This is a genomic window from Rathayibacter tanaceti (assembly GCF_009834165.1).
Lineage (GTDB): Bacteria > Actinomycetota > Actinomycetes > Actinomycetales > Microbacteriaceae > Rathayibacter > Rathayibacter tanaceti.
On record NZ_CP047186.1, the window covers coordinates 2,944,606 to 2,961,215 of the forward strand.

Sequence of the window (16,610 nt, forward strand, 5' to 3'; positions counted from 1 at the left end):
CTCAGACGACGACGGTCATGCCGCCGTCGATGAAGACGACCTGGCCGTTGACGTAGTCGGAGCCGTCGGAGGCGAGCCAGACGGCCGGGCCGATGAGGTCCTCGACCCGGCCCCACCGCGCGGCCGGGGTGCGGCCGAGGATCCACGAGTTGAAGGCCTCGTCGTCGACGAGGTTCTGGGTCATCTCGGTGTGGATGTACCCGGGCGCGATCGCGTTGACCTGGATCCCGTGCCGCGCCCACTCCGCCGTCATCGACCGGGTGAGGTTGCGGATCCCGCCCTTGGACGCCGTGTAGGGCGCGATCGTCGGCCGCGCGAGATCGGCCTGGACCGAGGCGACGTTGATGATCTTGCCGGCGCCTCGCTGGATCATCCGCCGCGCCGCCGCGCGCCCCACGACGAACGCGCTGGTGAGGTTGGTGCGCAGCACACGCTCCCAATCGGCGACCTCGAGCTCGAGGAGGGGTACCCGGTGCTGCACGCCGGCGTTGTTGACCAGGACGCGCAACGGCCCCACGTGTTCCTCGATCCAGGCCACGCCGGCCTCGGCCTGGGCATCGTCGGTGACGTCGAAGGCGCGGGCGTGGATGCGCGTCCGACCCTCTGTGTCGACGAAACGCTCTGCCAGCTCGATGCGAGCGGCCTCGAGGCGATCCGGATCGAGGCCGTTGAGCACGACCGTGGCGCCCGCTTCGGCGAGACCGGTGGCGACGGCGCGGCCGATGCCGCGGCTCGAACCGGTCACGAGGGCGACGCGGTCGGTGAGATCGAAGAGCATGGGGTCTCCAGGGGGGGTCGAGGCGAGGGCGGTCGGAGCGCAGGGTCGGAGAGGGGGATCAGGGCTGCAGGGGCGCCGCGCGCGGCGGCCCCGCGACGGTGCGGTTCACGAGCTCGCCGACGCCGTCGAGGGCGATCAGCACCTCCTGGCCGGGCTCGACGGCGACGGCTGTGCCGGGCGAACCGGTGAGGACGATGTCGCCGGGATGCAGGGTCAGGTGGGCTGTGAGGTGCACGAGGATCTCGCGCGCGTTCCAGCCCAGACGGGCCGTGGAGGAGGCGGCGCGCACCTCGCCGTCGACGCTCACGGTGATCGCCACCGCGTCGGGGTCGATCCCGGTCTCGATCCACGGGCCGAGAGGCGTCCAGCCGTCACCGTTCTTGCCCTGGAGGAAGAGGCTGTCTGCGGTGATCATCGCGGGCGCGGTGACGTCGTTCGCGACGGTCACGCCGAGGACGTGCTCGAGCGCATCCGCGGGAGTGAGGTGGCGGGCGGTGCGCCCGATGACGAGGGCGAGCTCCCCCTCGACGTTCACGGGACCGATGCCGGCGTCGAGGGTGATCGGATCGCCGGGCCCGGCCAGCGTGTGCGCGGTCTTGTGGAAGGCCTGCGGGGGCAGCAAGCGGTCGGCCGCGGAGCCGTTGTGCGCCATCCCGAGGATCACACGGGGCTCCACTGGGGCCAGCAGGCGCGCACCCTCGACCGGCCACCGGCGACCGGTCTCGATCGGCTGCGCGACGAAGGCGTCCTCGATCTCGCGCCACTCCCCCGCGACGAGAGCGACGATCGCGGCGCCGTCATCCGCCTGGATCCGGGCGATCCGCATCAGCGGTCTCCCCCGGGCTCGTCGCTGGTGCTGATCGCCACGGTGCCTCGCTCACTCCGGCCCGCGCCGGCGGGATGAGGCGAGCGTAACAGCCCAGTGAACGGCATTCAACAGAGTGGACGCCCGCGGCGCAAAACCCGTCAGGCGGGGGCGCCGGCGACGAGCGGCGGACGGCCCAGTGCCGCCGCAGCCTCGCGGAGAGCCGCGACGACCTCCTCCTGATCCTCGTCCATCGGGCGCACCAGCGAGACGCCCACCGCGACGGAGAGATCGGATCGGGTGGCCGCGGGCACGGCGACGGCGACGCCCAGGACGCTGGGGTGCAGCTCGCCGTCGTCGATCGCGTAGCCGCGCTCGCGCGCCGTCCGGACCTTCCGGAGCAGCTCGCGCGAGGAGGACGTCGACCGGTCGGTGAAGACGACGATGTCGCGGTCGTCGGCGAAGCGCTCGGCGATCTCGGCGTCGTCGAGCTCGGCCAGCAGCGCGGTGCCGACGGCCGTGGCGGAGGCGGGGTACCGGTCGCCGACGCTCGCCGAGAGCGTGAACCGCTCGCGGCCCTCGTGCACCGCGAGGTAGAGGACGCGGGTGCCGTCCAGCAGCGCGATCTGCACCAGTTGCCGCGAGAGCACCGGCGACTCCTCACAGAGCCTGTAGAACTCGCGCACCGGGTCGAAACCCGCGAGGTAGTGGCTGCCGAGCTCGACGGTGCGCCGACCGAGGAGGAAGCCTGAGCCGACGCGACGGATCAGCCGCCCCTCCTCCAGCGCGGCGCAGAGGTTCGACGTCGACGACTTGGCGATGCCGAGCTCGCGGGCGATGTCCGTCAGCGTGCGCGGCCCGCCGGCGTCGGCGAGGAGGTCGAGGATCCGCATCGCGCGGGACACGGCCGGAGCGCCCGACCCCTTCTCGGAGTCGACCGACGTCGGAGGCGCTTCGGGGCGGGCCATGTCGTCCTCTCGCGGCGGTGGTGTCAGTAGAACTCCACCGTATCGACTCGGTTGATCAGCGGCTCCCCGTCGAGGAAGCGGGTGGCGTTGCGCGCGAACAGCTCGGCGATCAGGCGGTCCTCGGCGAGGTTCAGCGCCGCGGTGTGCGGGCTGATCAGGACGCTCGGATGGCTCCAGAGCGGGCTGCCCTGCTCGAGCGGCTCCTGCGCGACGACGTCGAGCGCGGCGAAGCCGACGCGTCCCTCGTCGAGCGCGGCGAGCAGCGCCTCCTCATCGACGACCGTCCCGCGGCCAACGCTGACAAACGACGCTCCGGGGCGCAGCGCCGCGAAGAATTCGGGCCCGACCAGCCTCTCGGTGGCGGCGGTGCCGGGGAGCGTGACGACGACGCCGTCGATCCGGCCCGCCACCTGGGCGATCGCGTCCGGGGCGATGATCTCGTCGACGTGCTCGACCGCGCTCTCGTGTCGGCTCGTGCCGATCACCCGGGCGCCGAGCTGCTGGAGCTTGCGGGCGGTCGCGCGGCCGATCGTGCCGAGTCCGACGATCAGAATCGTCTGTTCCGAGATCAGTCCCATCGTCCACCGCTCGCCCCAGACCCGCTCGCGCTGGAGCGACTGGAGGCGCGGGAGCGACTTCGCCCCGGCCAGCAGCCCGAAGATCCCGAACTCGGCGAGCGGCTCGGAATGGACCCCCGCCGAGGTCGAGAACGCGATGCGCGCCAGCTGCTCGTCGTCGAGGCCCGCGGCCCTCACCTGCGCGCCGCCGCCGGCGGGCATCGTCTGCACCCAGCGGAGTCGCGGATTCGCGGCGGCCGTGCGCGCGAGGGCGGCCGGGGTCTCGTCGGGCACTCCGTAGAGAACGTCGGCGGAGTCGACGAGCTCGTCGAAAGCGCGCTGCTGCTCGGGCGTGCGCCGGAACGCGGGGTCGCCTCCGTGGTCGCCCGCGTGGCGCATCGGAGGGAGGAGGCTCTGGTCGGCGACGACGTCCAGGCGCGGTTCGAGCTCGACGATGCGGGCGATCAGCTCGGGGCTGAGCGGCGAGGCAACGACGACGCGGAGGCGATCGGTCACAGGTGTCCCTTCGCGGGGCGGTGCTGGAGGCTCTCTCCCGGATCGACCCGCGGCCAGTGTACTTCACCCCTGTGAACCGTGTTCGATATGCTGGTCGCATGCCCGATTCGATCTCAGAGGTCCTCCCGCCCGCGCGCACGGGATTCATCGGTCTCGGGAGCATGGGCGCCCCGATGGCCCGCCGCCTCACCGCCGCCGGGGTCCCGCTCGGGATCACCGCACGCCCCGCCTCCGCCGATCGCGCGCGCCTGGCCGTGCCCGAGGCGCAGTGGCACGACTCCGCCCGCTCTCTCGCCGCCGTCTCGGATCTGCTGATCGTGATGGTGCCGGACCTGCCCCAGCTGGAGGAGCTGCTGGCGGGAGAGGACGGAGTGCTCGCGGCGGAGTCGGACGTCGTGCTCGCGGTCTGCTCCAGCGTCTCCGCCTCCGGACTGCGTGAGCTCGCTCAGCGCCACCCCGGTGTCCGCCTCGTGGACGCCCCCGTCAGCGGCGGCACCGAGGGCGCCGAGGCGGGCACCCTCTCGATCATGGTCGGCGGGGCGGAGGAGGATGTCGCCCGCGCGCTGCCCATCTTGTCCGCCTGCGGCACCGCGGTGCACCTCGGCCCCCTCGGCTCGGGCGACGTGGCCAAGGCCTGCAACCAGCTGATCGTCGCCGCGACGATGACCGCAATCGCGGAGGCCGCGGTGATCGCCGAGCGCTCGGGCCTCGACCTCGACACGCTGCTCACCTTGCTTCAGGGCGGCTATGCGGGGAGCCGCGTGCTCGAGACGAAGCGTGCGGCGCTGGTGGCCCGCGACTACACGCCGACCGGTGTCGCCTCCTTCATGAACAAGGATCTGCGGGCCGCGGCCGACGAGGCGGAGGCGACCTCGACCTCGGCGCCGCTGCTCGCCACACTCCGCACCGTGTTCCGCGAACTGACCGAGGCCGGCCTCGGCGACGAGGACCTCTCCGTGGTACATCGCTTCGTCGCGGAGCGCTGATGCGATCCCCAGCCGAGCGTCCGGAGGGAGCCGCCGGTCGCCGGCCAGGAGCATCCTGCACCGTGCAGGGCTCCCCGTGAAGACGTCCGCCTCGTAAGACGTATCTCGTTAACAGAGGAACGCCCCCTCGACCCGCAGATCGAGGGGGCGTTCCCGCGGCATCAGATGCAGCTGGAGGGCTTGATGACGTAGTCCGACCAGTAGCGGCGGTTGGTGCCTGCGGCGCCGGGGTAGCCGACGGCGTTGTCCACGTTGCTGGCGATGAGCCTGCCGCCGCCCTGGTAGGACCAGAGCTGGTCGCCGGCGAGGAAGTAGCCGCCGCCGCGCGGGCTCGAGTTGAGCGGCACGTTCGGCAGGCTGGTGCTCGACGTGGCGCTACTGGCGAAGAACGCACGGCCGTCGTTGGTGACGTAGTCGGCGAAGTACACGGCGTTCGCGGTCGTCGCGCTCGGGTAGCCGACGGCCGACTTCACGTTCGTCGCCTTGACCTCGTTGCGGTAGCGCAGGACGCCGTTCGACTGGAGGAAGTATCCCGATCCGACGGCCGTCGCAGCGGTGAGGCTCGAGTTGTAGACCGTCGTCAGACCGGTGTTGGCGTTGTAGGTCTGCGTTCCGCTCGCGTTGACGAAGTCCACCCAGTAGTTGGTGTCATCGGCCGAAATGTAGCCCGACGCCGAGGTGACGCCGCTCGCGATCCGCGTCTGCTGGTTGTAGCCCCAGAGCGCGCCGCCGGTTCCGAGGAAGAAACCGCCGCCGACCGGGTTGGCGCTCGAGGGCACCCAGGGGTAGGTCCTCGTCGTGCCGGTGTTGAGGTTGCGGGTCGACGCGACTCCGGTGCTCGAGATGTAGTCGACGTAGTAGTTACCGTTCTGGCCGCTGTAACCGACCGCCTTGCCCGCGCCGCGGACCACCGGGGTCGACGAGCGGTAGTCGTAGATGTCGCCGTTCTCGAGCTGGAAGTAGCCGCCACCGAGGGCGGTCGCCGTGCCGGCCGGGAGGCGGGTCAGCTTGTAGCGCTTGCCGTTCTCGGAGTTGTACTCCCAGAGGTTCGGCTGGCTGTCGATGTCGGCCGTCGCCGTGTCGGAGGCGTTGACGGCGGGAGCGGAGGAGTTCAGCGTGAAGGTGCCGGCGCCCTTCGTGGCGGTGATGGTCGGCAGAGTGACCAGGCCGTTCGCGTCGGTCGTCGTCGAGTAGGTGCGTCCGCCGCCGGCGAAGGTCCAGCCCGCGGGCAGGGTCGTGGTGACGGTCTGACCGGCAGCGGGAGCGCCGGCGTTGTCCCGCAGGGTGAGGGTCACGCCCTTGAGCGTGCAGTCGCTGCCGACGGGGTACTCGTCCTGGTCGAAGGCCAGCGTGTAGGTGGGCGTGGTCGAGGCGGCGGCCAGCGGCGACGCCACTGCGGCGGCCACGACGGGGACCGTCCAGGCGGCGCCCTGGACGATGGTGCGGCGCTTGACGCCGGCCTCGTCGGGGACAGTCCACTCGCCTCCGAACGGGATGGAGCGGGTGTCGGATCGGTCGCGGTCGTTGCTCATGTCTCTCCAGAGAGATCGGCCCGCCGGTGTGGCGGGGAGGGGGTGCGGGTGCGTCGCCTATTCAGACAGCCGCCCTGACGCACCGGCCGATCCTGTGAGCATCCGGCGGGTCCACGTCCCGACTCGGCGGGTCTCTGCACGACGGATGCCGATCAGTCCACGACGCCCCCGATCTTTCCCACCCGTGGGAATCATCAAAGGATGCACAGACATGCACGAGGCCTGGCTCTCTCCGGAGAGACCGCCCTGGACTGGCTCGAAGGAAGGGGACTGCGCTTTTTGGGCCGGGCGAACGAGCTCCGCATCTTCGCCGACGCCTACTCGGCTCCGGAGATCTCTTTCGCGCGCGTCTGGAAAACGGCGGGCACCTACTCCTCTCGAACACATGGGGCGGCCGACGAGCTGCAGGTCACCGTCGTCACCGATGGCAGCATGCGCTTGAGCAGCCCTGCCGGGCCGCTGACGCTCGATCGCGGTCGCGCGTTCCTCAGCGGGGACGACGGGCTGACCCTGACCCTCGATGCGCCGGCCGCGACCGTCGAGGTGGTCCTCTCCGATGCCTTCACCGAGCGGTTCGCGGTCGGTTCGCCGCCCGGACTCCCGGTCGATCCGGTCGGACGCTACGCGCCGATGCTCGCCTCCCTGGTCAACTCGGTGCTCACCGGTCTGGAGGATCCGCGCGAGGAGTGGCCGCTGCTGGTCGCCTCCATCGAGAACCTCGCCGCGACGCTCCTCCTCGACGCCGCGGCAACCCGGCTCCGCGGCACACCCGCCGAGAAACGCCTCGTCCGGCGCGCGCTCGAGACGATCCGCCGCCGCAGCAGCGACGCTTCGTTCACCGTGAGCGCGCTCGCCCGCGAGACGGGCCTCTCGGAGCGCCGCCTGCAAGCCGTCTTCGCCGCGGCGCTCGGCGTCCCACCGGCCCTCGCCCTGCGCGAGGCGCGCGTGCGGACGGCCCGTCGCCTCCTCACCGCCCTCGACCGGCCGGGGCGCGCCGAGCTCGAAGCGGTGGCCCGCCGCTCGGGCTTCCCCAGCTACCGCACGTTCCGCGCGTCCGTGGCGGGAGCACCGCCCGGAGTTCGCGCCACTGGCGGGAAGGCGGACGCTCGCGATGCCGACCGCGCCGAGGCGCGCACCGACGTCGTCCCGACGAGTCGAGACCAGACGCGAGGACAGGAGATCGACTCTTCGCTCGACCGGAGGACTCGCTGACACGCCGAGCGCCGACCACGACCGGTTCCGACCGATGACCGGTTCGCCGAAACCGGACTCCTGCGCAGCTCCGCGTCACCGGCCTCACCACGCCGACCCTGGTCCTCCGCACCCTCGACGCCGTCCGTCATCCCGCTGCGTTCTGACACGTGGGCGCCCGCGCGAGAGCAGCCTCCACCCGCCGGCGCAAGGGCCCCCGCTGAGCCCACACCCGACCTAGCGTCGAGAGTCACATCATCGAGCGAAGGAGCACGACATGGCATCAGGAGTCGCAACGGTCTGGGTTCCGGTCACCGACATGGAGCGGGCGGTCGCGTTCTACCGCGACACGCTCGGCCTTGAGGTGAAGGACACTTCCGCCGACTGGTCGGAGCTGGACGCGGGCGGGCTGATGATCGGCCTGAACGCCCGGGAGTCCGCCACGGTCGCCGAGCAGGGCGGCGCCGTGATCTCGTTCCAGCCCGAGGGCTCGATCGAGGACGAGCTGGAGCGCCTGAAGGCGCGCGGCGCCTCGATCGAGGGGGAGATCAGCGACCACGAGTGGGGCCGAATCCTCCCGTTCAAGGACTCGGAGGGCAACGACCTCCAGTTCTACTCGCCGCCGCAGAGCTGAGCGGTCCGGTCGCCGTCGAGGCGGCCGGGGCGGAGGCGGGCGGGTCGGAGCCGGAGGGCTGCGGCCCGCCCGCCACTTCGCGTTGCGCGCCAGCGCGACCGGTCGAGCCTCCGGGGCGGGGAGGATCGACGGGCACAGCGCCGGGATCCGCGGCGCCCGCTCCCGCCCCCGGAGGTCCCATGTCCGCGCTCGCACTCCTCCCCGTGATCGTCGGAGCCGCGTTCCTCGCCTCCGGCGCCGCGAAGATCCGAGGAGCGACCGCGCTCGCCGAGGCGGCGCAGCGTTTCGGCATCCCGCGCGCCCTCGCCACTCCGGTCACCGCCGGGCTGTTCACCGCGATGGAGCTCGCGCTGGGAGTGGCCGTCCTCGTCGCTCCGTCGCCCTGGTCGGTGGCCGCCGCCTCCGCCGCGGCCCTCGTTCTCGCCGGCTTCGTCGCGCTGACCGGGCGGGCCTGGCGACGCGGCGACGACTTCGACTGCGGCTGCTTCGGAGCGGGCGGCAGCACCCGCGTCGGGCCCGGGCTGGTCGCCCGCAACACCGCACTGCTGGCCGCGGCCGTCGGAGCCGTGATCGGCGGGGTGCTCGGAGCTCCGACTCCGCTCGACGTGCTGGGCGACACTGAGGGCCGCCTCTGGCTTGCCGTGGCCGCCGTGACCGCGATCGCCGGGCTGCTGGTGACCCGGCTGACCGCCGACGACCGCGTTCGCGCAGCGACAGCCGCTACGCCCGGGCAGACGGTCGAGCTGCCGAGTCAGGAGCACGTCATCGAGCCGGGCGGCTACCGGACGGCACCCTCCTTCGAGGTCGTGGGCCCGGACGGCGAGGTCGTCGAGTCGCTGATGCTGGTGGCGCACCGGCCGGTCCTGCTGGTGTTCGTGAAGACGGGCTGCGGCTCGTGCGAGGGTCTGCTGTCCGACAGCGCCGAGCTGATCGAGACGCTCGGCCCCGACGGGCCGGTGCTCGTCTTCGCGGTGAGCAGTGCGCGCTCGGTCTTCGAGGACGCGCATCCCGAGCTGCTCGACCGGGCCGTCTACGGCGTCGCCTCGGCCCGCGAGAAGCTCAACGTTCAGCGCACCCCCGGGGCAGTGCTGATCGGGCTGAACTCGCGGCTGGTCGCCGGGCCGGTGCTCGGCGACACTCCCGTGCGCGAGCTGGCCGCGTCGGCGCGGGCGCTGCTGGAGGCGCCCGTCCCGAGCCTGCCCTGAGGCGCACGCACGACGAGGGCCCGGCCGCCGCGTGAGCAGCGACCGGGCCCCGAGGGTCCGCGACGGGAGTGTCCGCGACTACTTGCCCCAGAGGGTGCGGTAGTCGTCGCGGTAGCCGCTCGCCGGATCGAAGAGGTCTCCGCTGGGCACGTTCTGCTTGGTGATGAGGCCGGGCGCCGCGACGAAGTCGGACGCCTCCTCGCCCGCGAGCGCGCGGTTGATCTCGTCGACCAGCTGCCAGCCCTGCAGCTCGAGCGGCTCGGCGACGGTCGCCGCCTGGTAGTCCTCGTTGCGGATCCGCTGGAACTCGGCCGCGTCTCCGTCGCCCGCGGCGACCGACTTCGGAGTGCCGGCGGGATCGGTGCCCGCCGCGCGGAGCGCCTGCTGCGCGCCTCCGAAGTAGTTGCCGTTGATCGCCAGGAGGTAGGTCAGGTCGTCGGAATGCGCCTGGAGGAGGTTCGCGATCAGGCCGGGCATCCGCTGGTCGGCCTCGGCGATGGGCGAGTCCTCGTAGCTGACCACAGAGCACCCCGAGCAGGCCTCGATGTAGGCCTTCATCGCGTCGGCCTTCTCGACCGCGATGTCGTACTGGCCGTCAGTGAAGATCGCCACGCCGGCGGTCCCGTCGGAGTCGGCGACCGCGAAGGCGGCGGCCAGCTGCGAGACGGCGAGCGGATCCGTCGACACGTTGGTGAACAGCCCGTTGCCCGGGCCGGTCGCAGCTCCCGAGTGCCAGCCCAGCACGGGGATGCCGGCGTCCTTCGCCTGCGCGATGCTCGACGCCTGCTCGGTGGGGTCGAAGCCGCCGACCACGATCGCGGCCGGGGCGGAGGCGATCGCCTGGTTCATCGCGTCGGTGCGCCCCTGCGCTGTCGCCTTGCCGTCGTAGACGTCGACGGTCCAGCCGATGACGCCGGCCGCCTCCATCACTCCGGACGAGACGGCGTTGACGCCGCCGTTGGTGAGGTCGGAGCCGACGAACGCGATCTTCGCGCCCGCCTTCTGCGCGGTCGGGCCAGTCGACGGCGGGGTGAAGCCCTCCGTCGCGCCGATGCTGGCGGCGACGAGTTCCTTCGAGGCGGCGAGGACGTCACCCGTGGGGACGATCGAGGAGTAGTCGGCCGCAGCAGCGCTGGCCGCGGCGCCTCCCCCCGCCGCGCTGCCGACGGAGGCGCTGGAGCAGGCCGAGAGGCCCAGGACGGCGATCGCTGCGACGGCGATCGGGAGCAGACGGGGGGATGTCCGGGTCATCAGGAGTCCTTCTCGGTGGTGCGCTCGGCGGCGGTGCCGACGCTGACGGGGTGGGAGGGGGTGGCGGGCGCAGAAGTGTCGGGCGCCGCGGCGGGCGTCGCGTCGGCGCGGGCCACGCGCCTCCGGCTCGCGATGGAGGCGATCGTGATCGCCGCCACGAGCGTGAGCCCGTTGAACAGCGGCTCGAGGAAGAACCGGCCGGGCAGCAGCTGCTGCAGGCCCGAGATCCCGATGGTGGCGATCGCCACGCCGAGCACGGTGCCCAGCGCGTTCACGCGACCGGGACGGATCGTGGTCGAGCCGAGGAACGCGGCGGCGAGCGCCGGCAGCAGGTACTCGGGACCGATGTTCGCCTGGGCGACGCCGGCCTGACGCGAGGCGAGGAGGATCCCGGCGAGCGCCGTGAGCATGCCCGAGGCGACCATCGCGCCGACCACGTAGCGACGGCGCGGGATACCCACCAGGCGGGCCGCGGCAGGGTTCGCCCCGACGGCGTAGAGGTAGCGGCCGACGGGCAGGTACTCGAGAACCAGCCACATCACGACTCCGATCGCCAGTGCGATGACGAAGGGGCCGGGGATCGGCCCCAGCGACCAGCGCGAGAGGTCGTCGAAGGCGATGGCGCGGGCGCCGAGGTCGTCCGTGACCTGGCGGCCGCCGGTGTACCAGTAGGTGATCGAGTAGATGACCTGGCCCGTCGCGAGCGTCGCGATGAAGGCGTCGACCTGCGCGAGCTCGACAAGGAGCGCGTTGAGCAGCCCGATCACTCCTCCGCCCACGATCACCAGCACGATCACGATGCGGTAGTCGAGTCCGCCGAGCTGCCAGCTCAGCGACATCACCTGCCAGAGGCCGACGCTGTAGCCGATCGAGAGGTCGATCTTGCCGGCGATCATCGGAATGGTGACCGCCAGGGCGAGGATCAGCAGCACCGACTTGCTCGAGGCGAGCAGCTGGAAGTTCGTCAGCGAGGCGAACGTGTCGGGCTCGGCGATCGCGAAGATCGCGAAGAGCACGACGGTGAGGATCACCATCCCGTAGTTGGAGGTGAGCTTGCGGTGCCAGCTCGCGCCGGGACCGGGTTCGAGAGCGGTCGAGCGGACCGAGGTGTTCATGCTCATGAGGGCGCCTGCGTTTCGAGGAGGGGGGACGGGGTGGGTGCGGATCCGCGGTCAAGGTCGGAGGCGGCCGCGACGAGGTTGGCGATGGTGACGTCGGCGCCGCTCAGCTCGGCGACGATGCGTCCGCGGCCGAAGACGATCGCCCGATGCGCGATCTTGGCGACCTCCTCCATGTCGGTGGAGACCACGACCGCGGCGGTGCCCTCGCGGACGGAGTCGCGCAGGAGCGCGTAGATCTCGGCCTTCGCGCCGACATCGACGCCCATCGTGGGCTCCTCGAGGACGACGACGGAGCGGCCGACGCCGAACCAGCGGGCGAGGACGACTTTCTGCTGGTTGCCGCCCGAGAACGTGTCGAGCACCAGCTCCGGATCGCTCGGCCGCACATCGAAGCGGGCGAGCACCTCGGCGGCCTCGGCGCGCTCCGAACGCTGCGAGCGCGGGCGCCACGGGCCCCGCCCCCACACCTTCGGGTTGAGGAACAGGTTCTCGCGCACGGTCAGCCCGGCCGCGACGGATTCCGTCTCGCGGTTGGAGGTGGCGAAGCCGACTCCGCGCTCCACCGCCTCGGCGGGGCCGGCGGGAAGGTACTGCTCGCCGTCGAGCAGGAGGCGGCCGCCCGTGCGGCGCACCGCTCCAGCGATCGCGCGCCCGATCGTCTCCTGGCCCGAGCCGCGCAGGCCGCAGAGCGCGACCACTTCGCCGCGCCTGACCGAGAGGCTGACCGGCCCGGCGCCCGGCACCTCGACCTCGTCGAGCTCGAGCCGCACGGCCTCCTGCGGCGGATCGAAGACCGCCGACTCCGTGCCGCGGCCGACGATCAGCTCGATCAGCTCCTGCGGGCCGAGGCCCGCGACGCTGCGGTCGGCGACGACGCGGCCGTTGCGCATCACCACGGCGCGGCCGGCGATCTCGTAGATCTCGTCGAGCCGGTGCGAGACGTAGATCATGCCGACCCCGGAGTCGCGCAGCCGCCGCAGCACCGTGAACAGGCGCTCGACGTCCGCCTGTGGGAGCGAGGCGGTGGGCTCGTCGAGGATCAGCAGCTTCGGCTCGGTCACCAGACCGCGGGCGATGGCGAGGAGGCTGCGCTCGGTGCGCGGCAGGTCGAAGATCCGGGCGTCCGGATCCACTCCCCCGCCGATCAGGTCGAGCACCCGCTCGGCCTGGCGCCGCACCTCGCGGTGGTCGATCAGCCCGAGCCGTCGCGGGTAGCCGAGCGACTGGGCGATGTTCTCGGCGACGGTCATCCACTCGACCAGGCCCAGATTCTGGTGGATGAAGGCGACCTTGCGGCGCACGGACGCGCTGGTCAGATCGGCGCCCGAGAGCTCCATCCGCCCCGAGTCGGCCCTCTCGACGCCCGCGAGCATCCGGATCACCGTCGACTTGCCCGCGCCGTTCTCGCCGAGCAGCGCCACGATCTCGCCCTGCTCGACGTCGAACGACACTCGATCGACCGCGTGGGTCGCGAAGAAGCGCTTGTCGAGATCGGTGACGCGCAGGAGGGGGAGGTTCGGCGAGGGCGTCATCGCCCGCTCCGAGGAGGAGGTGCAGTGCGCATGGGGTTCCGTTCGGTCGGTCGGCGGGCGCGCCGAGGAGAGCGGCGGCGCCCGGGTGGGCGGGCCGAGAGAGTGCCGCGGGTGCGGCGGGCAGGGGTCTAGGTGCGGGCGAAGAGCCGGAGGGAGTGGGCGAGCGCGGTGAGCTCGCGCACCAGCGCATCGCGCAGCTCGGGGGTGAGCCGCTGGGTGAGCAGGGTGGTCGAGATGGCGGTGGGCTGGGCGGCGCCCGGGATCGGCACGCTGAAGCAGGTGACTCCGATCGTGTTCTCCTCGGCGTCGACGGCGTAGCCCTGCTGACGCACCCGCATGAGGTCGCCGAGCAGCTCGGAGACGGTGCGATGGGAGGCACGGGTCGGACGGGGCAGCTCGGTGATCGTCGAGAGCCGCTCGTCGAGGTCGGCGTCGGGGAGGCCGGCCAGCATCGCCTTGCCGAGCGCGGTCACCACGGCCGGGAGCTTGCGGCCGATGTCGCTCGCGAGCCGGACCGGCTGGTGGCCGTCGTGCCGGGCGAGGTAGAGGACGTCGAGCCCGTCGAGCACCGCGAGCAGCACGGTCTCGCGGCCGAGGACCCCGTACTGCGCGGCGGTGCGCCGGAACTCGCCGACGAGGTCGGTCGAGGTGAGCACCGACTGCCCGATCTCGAGGGCCTTGTAGGCGAGGACCCAGCCCCCACCCGAGCGGCGGACCATGCCCGCCGCCTCGAGCGTGGTCAGCAGGTTGTGCACGGACGACTTCGCGAGCGGGGCCCTGGCCGCGATGTCGGTCAGCGAGAGCGGTCCGCGGGACCGGCTCATCACCTCCAGGACCTGGATCGCCCGGAAGGCGGCGGGCGCGGCGGTCTCGGCCGCGGTGGGAGCGCCGAGGGAGACGGGCGAGGTGATCGAGCTCACGGGCGGGCCGCGGCGGAGCGGGAGGCGGAGTCGCGGGTCGTCGTGCGGATCCGGTAGAGCGACGTGCTCGCGGCGATGAACAGCTCGGTGCCGTCGTCGCCGCCGAAGCAGAGGTTGCCGACCACCTCGGGCATGGGGATGCGGGCGAGCACTGCGCCGTCGGGGGCGAGGATCTGCACGGCATCGGCGCTGGAGGTCCAGATCCGGCCGTCGACGTCGACGCGGAAGCCGTCCGGAACGCCCGGCTCGATCACAGCGAGCACGCCGAGCGGATCGAGCCGCCACTGCTCGTCGACCGAGAAGGCGCGGATGCAGTGCTCGCCGGTTCCGTCGGTGCGCAGGGCGACGGAGGTGTCCGAGACGTAGAGGAGGCGCTCGTCGGGCGAGAAGGCCAGGCCGTTCGGCTCCTCCACTGTCGTCGCCGCGACGGTCAGCTCGCCCGTCGACTCGACGAAGCGGAACACGTGGCAGCCGCCGTACTCGGGTTCGCCGAGGTGGCCCTCGTGCGCCTGGAGGATCCCGTAGGGCGGGTCGGTGAACCAGACGGCACCGTCGGAGGCGACGACCACGTCGTTCGGCGAGTTCAGCCGCGCGTCCCCGTGCCGGTCGACCAGCACCTCGACGACGCCGTCTACCTCGCGCTCCACGGCGCGTCGGCCGTGCGAGCACTGCACGACGCGGCCCTCGCGGTCGAGCGTGCGGCCGTTGGTGAACTCGACCTGCTCGCGGTGCACCCGGGTGCCGCCCGTCCGGGCGTCCCACTCGAGAATGCGGTCGCCCGGGATGTCGCTCCAGCGCACCACGCGCTCGCGGGGCAGCCAGACCGGGCCCTCGCTCCATGTGGCTCCGGTGGCGACCCTCTCGAGCCGAGCCCCGGGGGCCAGCAGTTCGTCGAGCATCCGTGCCTCAGCCTCATCGCCGTCCACGTGCACCTCCATCGGTCGATGACAGGAAAGCCCACCGGCCTCCTCAACACAAGAACCCGGTTCGATATCCCGAACAGCGTTCAGAAAACGCCCCGACGCCCATCCTCCCGCACGATCAGGGCCGCGCCGCCTCCGTGCCATCTGTCGCGCAGGGCCCCCACGATCCCGCACCATACGCGCATGCCCTCTCTCCCCCTCCCGGCCGTCCGTCGGCCCGGCCCGGTCGCCGAGGAGCGCGACCTCCTCCTGCACCGCATCGCGACGCTCTACTGGGTCGAGGGCCTGACCCAGTCCGAGATCGGCGAGCGGCTCTCGTTCGGCCGCGTTTCGGTCTCGAGGATGCTCGACGAGGCGCGCTCGCGGGGCGTGGTGCGGATCAGCGTCGGCCCGCCGGAGGACCGCGTGGCCCCGCTCGAACGCGAGCTCGCGCGCCGCTTCGCCCTCTCGGACGTAAGGGTCGCGGTCTCGCTGCCCCGCGGCGCGGCGGCCGACGAGGCGCGCCTGGGGCGGGTCGCGGCGCGCCTCCTGACGGAGCGGCTGCCTCCGGGCGCGACCCTCGCCGTCGCCTCCAGCCGCTCGGTGCTGCCGACCGCGCAGGCCGTGGGCGGGCTCGCCACGGGCGTCCGGGTGGTCGAGGCTCTCGGGTACCACTCGCGTGCCGCTCCCGAGCACTCGGCGGCCGCCGTGCTCGCCGCCGGCGCCGCGTTCACGCCGCTGCCGGCTCCGTTCGTGTCGCGCTCGGCGGCGCGGGCCGAGGAGGCGCGCCGCCGGCCCGCGGTCCGCGACGCGCTCGCGCTCGCCCGCCGCAGCGACGCCGCACTGCTCGGGCTCGGCTCCACGGCGCACTTCGACGGCACCGGCGCCGTCGCCCCGGTCTCGGAGGCGCTGCTCGAGCAGGCCCGCGCCGCCGGCGCAGCCGGCCATGCGCTGGGGCAGTTCTTCGACCGCGCGGGCCGGCCGGTCGCCTCCGCGCTGGACGAGCTGCGCGTGGGCCTCGCCCTGGACGAGCTGCGGGCGATCCCGCTGCGGATCCTCGTCGCGCACGGCTCCACGAAGGCGGAGGCGATCGCAGCAGCGGCAACGGGCGGCATCGCGTCCGCGCTGGTCACCGACGAGGCCACGGCGGAGGAGCTGCTGCGCCGGTGAGGGTGAGGCTCCGCACGTCCTCCAGGTGGTCGCGTCTCCATGATGTGTCGTCAGGTCTCGTCGGGGCTGACCGCGGGGATGCACGATGTGTCCGCTGAAGCGTCCTCCTCTCGAGCCGCCGCCGCCGTCAGAATCCTCCGAGATGCCGGGTATCGATGACGATGAGCGAGGGGCAGACGATGAGCCGATCGGACAGCGCGACAGCAGCACGCCGGTGCAAGCGCACGCCTTCGGCCCTCCAGCTCTCCGCCAGGGCGGAGTCGGTCCACCCGTCGCCCGGACGGTGGTGACGACTCCACGTCAGCTGCCAGGCCTCGAGCGCATCGCTGAGCTCGGGCGGTAGACCCAGCTCTCGGGGGTCCTCGACCGGGGAATCGCCGAGCCAGAGAGGGTAGCGCAGGCCGGGCTCGGGGCCGAGGAGCAGCCGCGACAGGCGTCCCGCCGAGCACGCTCGGCGCGAACGAGAGTGCTCTCCGCGGTCGCGAAGGAGGGCACGATCCACTCGACCTGGGTGACCGGGTCCACGGCGACACTCATTTCCC

At 72.5% G+C, this 16,610-nt stretch carries 15 protein-coding genes; 5 read left to right on the forward strand and 10 right to left on the reverse strand.

Translation table 11 applies throughout. The annotated features are described in order from the left end of the window. Position 1: 1 nt before the first annotated feature. The 4 genes from GSU10_RS13910 to GSU10_RS13925 all read right to left on the reverse strand — a co-directional run bounded on the left by GSU10_RS13910 (position 2) and on the right by GSU10_RS13925 (position 3,624). Positions 2-778 (reverse strand): SDR family NAD(P)-dependent oxidoreductase, encoded by a 777-nt coding sequence (locus tag GSU10_RS13910; protein ID WP_068212739.1) that lies wholly within the window; start codon positions 776-778, stop codon positions 2-4. Positions 779-836: 58 nt separating this feature from the next. Beyond that, the gene (locus GSU10_RS13915) at positions 837-1,604 is read right to left on the reverse strand and encodes a fumarylacetoacetate hydrolase family protein (protein ID WP_068212742.1); all 768 of its coding nucleotides are present in this window, start codon (positions 1,602-1,604) and stop codon (positions 837-839) included. Positions 1,605-1,744: 140 nt separating this feature from the next. Beyond that, positions 1,745-2,551 (reverse strand): IclR family transcriptional regulator, encoded by an 807-nt coding sequence (locus GSU10_RS13920; RefSeq protein ID WP_068212746.1) that lies wholly within the window; start codon positions 2,549-2,551, stop codon positions 1,745-1,747. Positions 2,552-2,574: 23 nt separating this feature from the next. Further along, entirely contained in the window at positions 2,575-3,624 is a 1,050-nt protein-coding gene (locus tag GSU10_RS13925) for a D-2-hydroxyacid dehydrogenase (RefSeq protein ID WP_068212749.1), read from the reverse strand. A gap of 98 nt (positions 3,625-3,722) precedes the next feature. On the opposite strand from GSU10_RS13925, the gene GSU10_RS13930 reads away from it, so the two are divergent. Then, positions 3,723-4,610: an NAD(P)-dependent oxidoreductase gene (locus GSU10_RS13930; RefSeq protein ID WP_068212753.1), complete on the forward strand. Its 888-nt coding sequence runs from the start codon at positions 3,723-3,725 to the stop codon at positions 4,608-4,610. Positions 4,611-4,771: 161 nt separating this feature from the next. On the opposite strand, the gene GSU10_RS13935 is transcribed toward GSU10_RS13930, so the two are convergent. Then, positions 4,772-6,142 carry an Ig-like domain-containing protein gene (locus GSU10_RS13935; protein WP_068212756.1) on the reverse strand — a complete coding sequence of 457 codons (1,371 nt, stop codon included), beginning with the start codon at positions 6,140-6,142 and terminating at the stop codon, positions 4,772-4,774. Between the two features lie 201 nt (positions 6,143-6,343). Between GSU10_RS13935 and GSU10_RS13940 the strand changes: the two genes are divergently transcribed. From GSU10_RS13940 to GSU10_RS13950, 3 genes are all read left to right on the forward strand, one after another. Continuing rightward, positions 6,344-7,354 (forward strand): AraC family transcriptional regulator, encoded by a 1,011-nt coding sequence (locus GSU10_RS13940; protein WP_132505372.1) that lies wholly within the window; start codon positions 6,344-6,346, stop codon positions 7,352-7,354. Positions 7,355-7,610: 256 nt separating this feature from the next. Further along, the gene (locus GSU10_RS13945; protein WP_132505369.1) at positions 7,611-7,967 is read left to right on the forward strand and encodes a VOC family protein; all 357 of its coding nucleotides are present in this window, start codon (positions 7,611-7,613) and stop codon (positions 7,965-7,967) included. A gap of 179 nt (positions 7,968-8,146) precedes the next feature. Beyond that, positions 8,147-9,172 (forward strand): MauE/DoxX family redox-associated membrane protein, encoded by a 1,026-nt coding sequence (locus GSU10_RS13950; RefSeq protein WP_068213652.1) that lies wholly within the window; start codon positions 8,147-8,149, stop codon positions 9,170-9,172. A gap of 78 nt (positions 9,173-9,250) precedes the next feature. Here GSU10_RS13950 and GSU10_RS13955 read toward each other — a convergent pair whose 3' ends face one another. The 5 genes from GSU10_RS13955 to GSU10_RS13975 form a co-directional block, all read right to left on the reverse strand. Continuing rightward, on the reverse strand, positions 9,251-10,423 hold the full coding sequence (locus GSU10_RS13955) for a substrate-binding domain-containing protein (protein ID WP_132505366.1): 1,173 nt from the start codon (positions 10,421-10,423) through the stop codon (positions 9,251-9,253). Beyond that, positions 10,423-11,544, reverse strand: coding sequence for an ABC transporter permease (locus GSU10_RS13960; protein WP_199220881.1), 1,122 nt, complete (start codon positions 11,542-11,544; stop codon positions 10,423-10,425). The genes GSU10_RS13955 and GSU10_RS13960 overlap by 1 nt, the downstream gene beginning before the upstream one ends. Continuing rightward, positions 11,541-13,076 carry a sugar ABC transporter ATP-binding protein gene (locus GSU10_RS13965; protein WP_068212886.1) on the reverse strand — a complete coding sequence of 512 codons (1,536 nt, stop codon included), beginning with the start codon at positions 13,074-13,076 and terminating at the stop codon, positions 11,541-11,543. Before GSU10_RS13965 ends, GSU10_RS13960 begins: the two co-directional genes overlap by 4 nt. Positions 13,077-13,204: 128 nt before the next feature. Further along, on the reverse strand, positions 13,205-13,996 hold the full coding sequence (locus GSU10_RS13970) for an IclR family transcriptional regulator (RefSeq protein WP_068212889.1): 792 nt from the start codon (positions 13,994-13,996) through the stop codon (positions 13,205-13,207). Further along, a complete protein-coding gene (locus GSU10_RS13975) occupies positions 13,993-14,922 on the reverse strand; it encodes an SMP-30/gluconolactonase/LRE family protein (RefSeq protein ID WP_132505363.1) in 930 nt (309 codons plus the stop codon). Before GSU10_RS13975 ends, GSU10_RS13970 begins: the two co-directional genes overlap by 4 nt. 180 nt (positions 14,923-15,102) lie before the next feature. Between GSU10_RS13975 and GSU10_RS13980 the strand changes: the two genes are divergently transcribed. Then, positions 15,103-16,068 carry a sugar-binding domain-containing protein gene (locus tag GSU10_RS13980; protein WP_132505360.1) on the forward strand — a complete coding sequence of 322 codons (966 nt, stop codon included), beginning with the start codon at positions 15,103-15,105 and terminating at the stop codon, positions 16,066-16,068. Positions 16,069-16,610: the final 542 nt, after the last annotated feature.

Bases quoted from the DNA above. Each gene is read 5' to 3' on its own strand.
- GSU10_RS13910 (WP_068212739.1), bottom strand. From the start codon at position 778: ATGCTCTTCGATCTCACCGACCGCGTCGCCCTCGTGACCGGTTCGAGC.
- GSU10_RS13915 (WP_068212742.1), bottom strand. From the start codon at position 1,604: ATGCGGATCGCCCGGATCCAGGCGGATGACGGCGCCGCGATCGTCGCT.
- GSU10_RS13920 (WP_068212746.1), bottom strand. From the start codon at position 2,551: ATGGCCCGCCCCGAAGCGCCTCCGACGTCGGTCGACTCCGAGAAGGGG.
- GSU10_RS13930 (WP_068212753.1), top strand. From the start codon at position 3,723: ATGCCCGATTCGATCTCAGAGGTCCTCCCGCCCGCGCGCACGGGATTC.
- GSU10_RS13935 (WP_068212756.1), bottom strand. From the start codon at position 6,142: ATGAGCAACGACCGCGACCGATCCGACACCCGCTCCATCCCGTTCGGA.
- GSU10_RS13940 (WP_132505372.1), top strand. From the start codon at position 6,344: ATGCACAGACATGCACGAGGCCTGGCTCTCTCCGGAGAGACCGCCCTG.
- GSU10_RS13945 (WP_132505369.1), top strand. From the start codon at position 7,611: ATGGCATCAGGAGTCGCAACGGTCTGGGTTCCGGTCACCGACATGGAG.
- GSU10_RS13950 (WP_068213652.1), top strand. From the start codon at position 8,147: ATGTCCGCGCTCGCACTCCTCCCCGTGATCGTCGGAGCCGCGTTCCTC.
- GSU10_RS13955 (WP_132505366.1), bottom strand. From the start codon at position 10,423: ATGACCCGGACATCCCCCCGTCTGCTCCCGATCGCCGTCGCAGCGATC.
- GSU10_RS13960 (WP_199220881.1), bottom strand. From the start codon at position 11,544: ATGAGCATGAACACCTCGGTCCGCTCGACCGCTCTCGAACCCGGTCCC.
- GSU10_RS13965 (WP_068212886.1), bottom strand. From the start codon at position 13,076: ATGACGCCCTCGCCGAACCTCCCCCTCCTGCGCGTCACCGATCTCGAC.
- GSU10_RS13980 (WP_132505360.1), top strand. From the start codon at position 15,103: ATGCCCTCTCTCCCCCTCCCGGCCGTCCGTCGGCCCGGCCCGGTCGCC.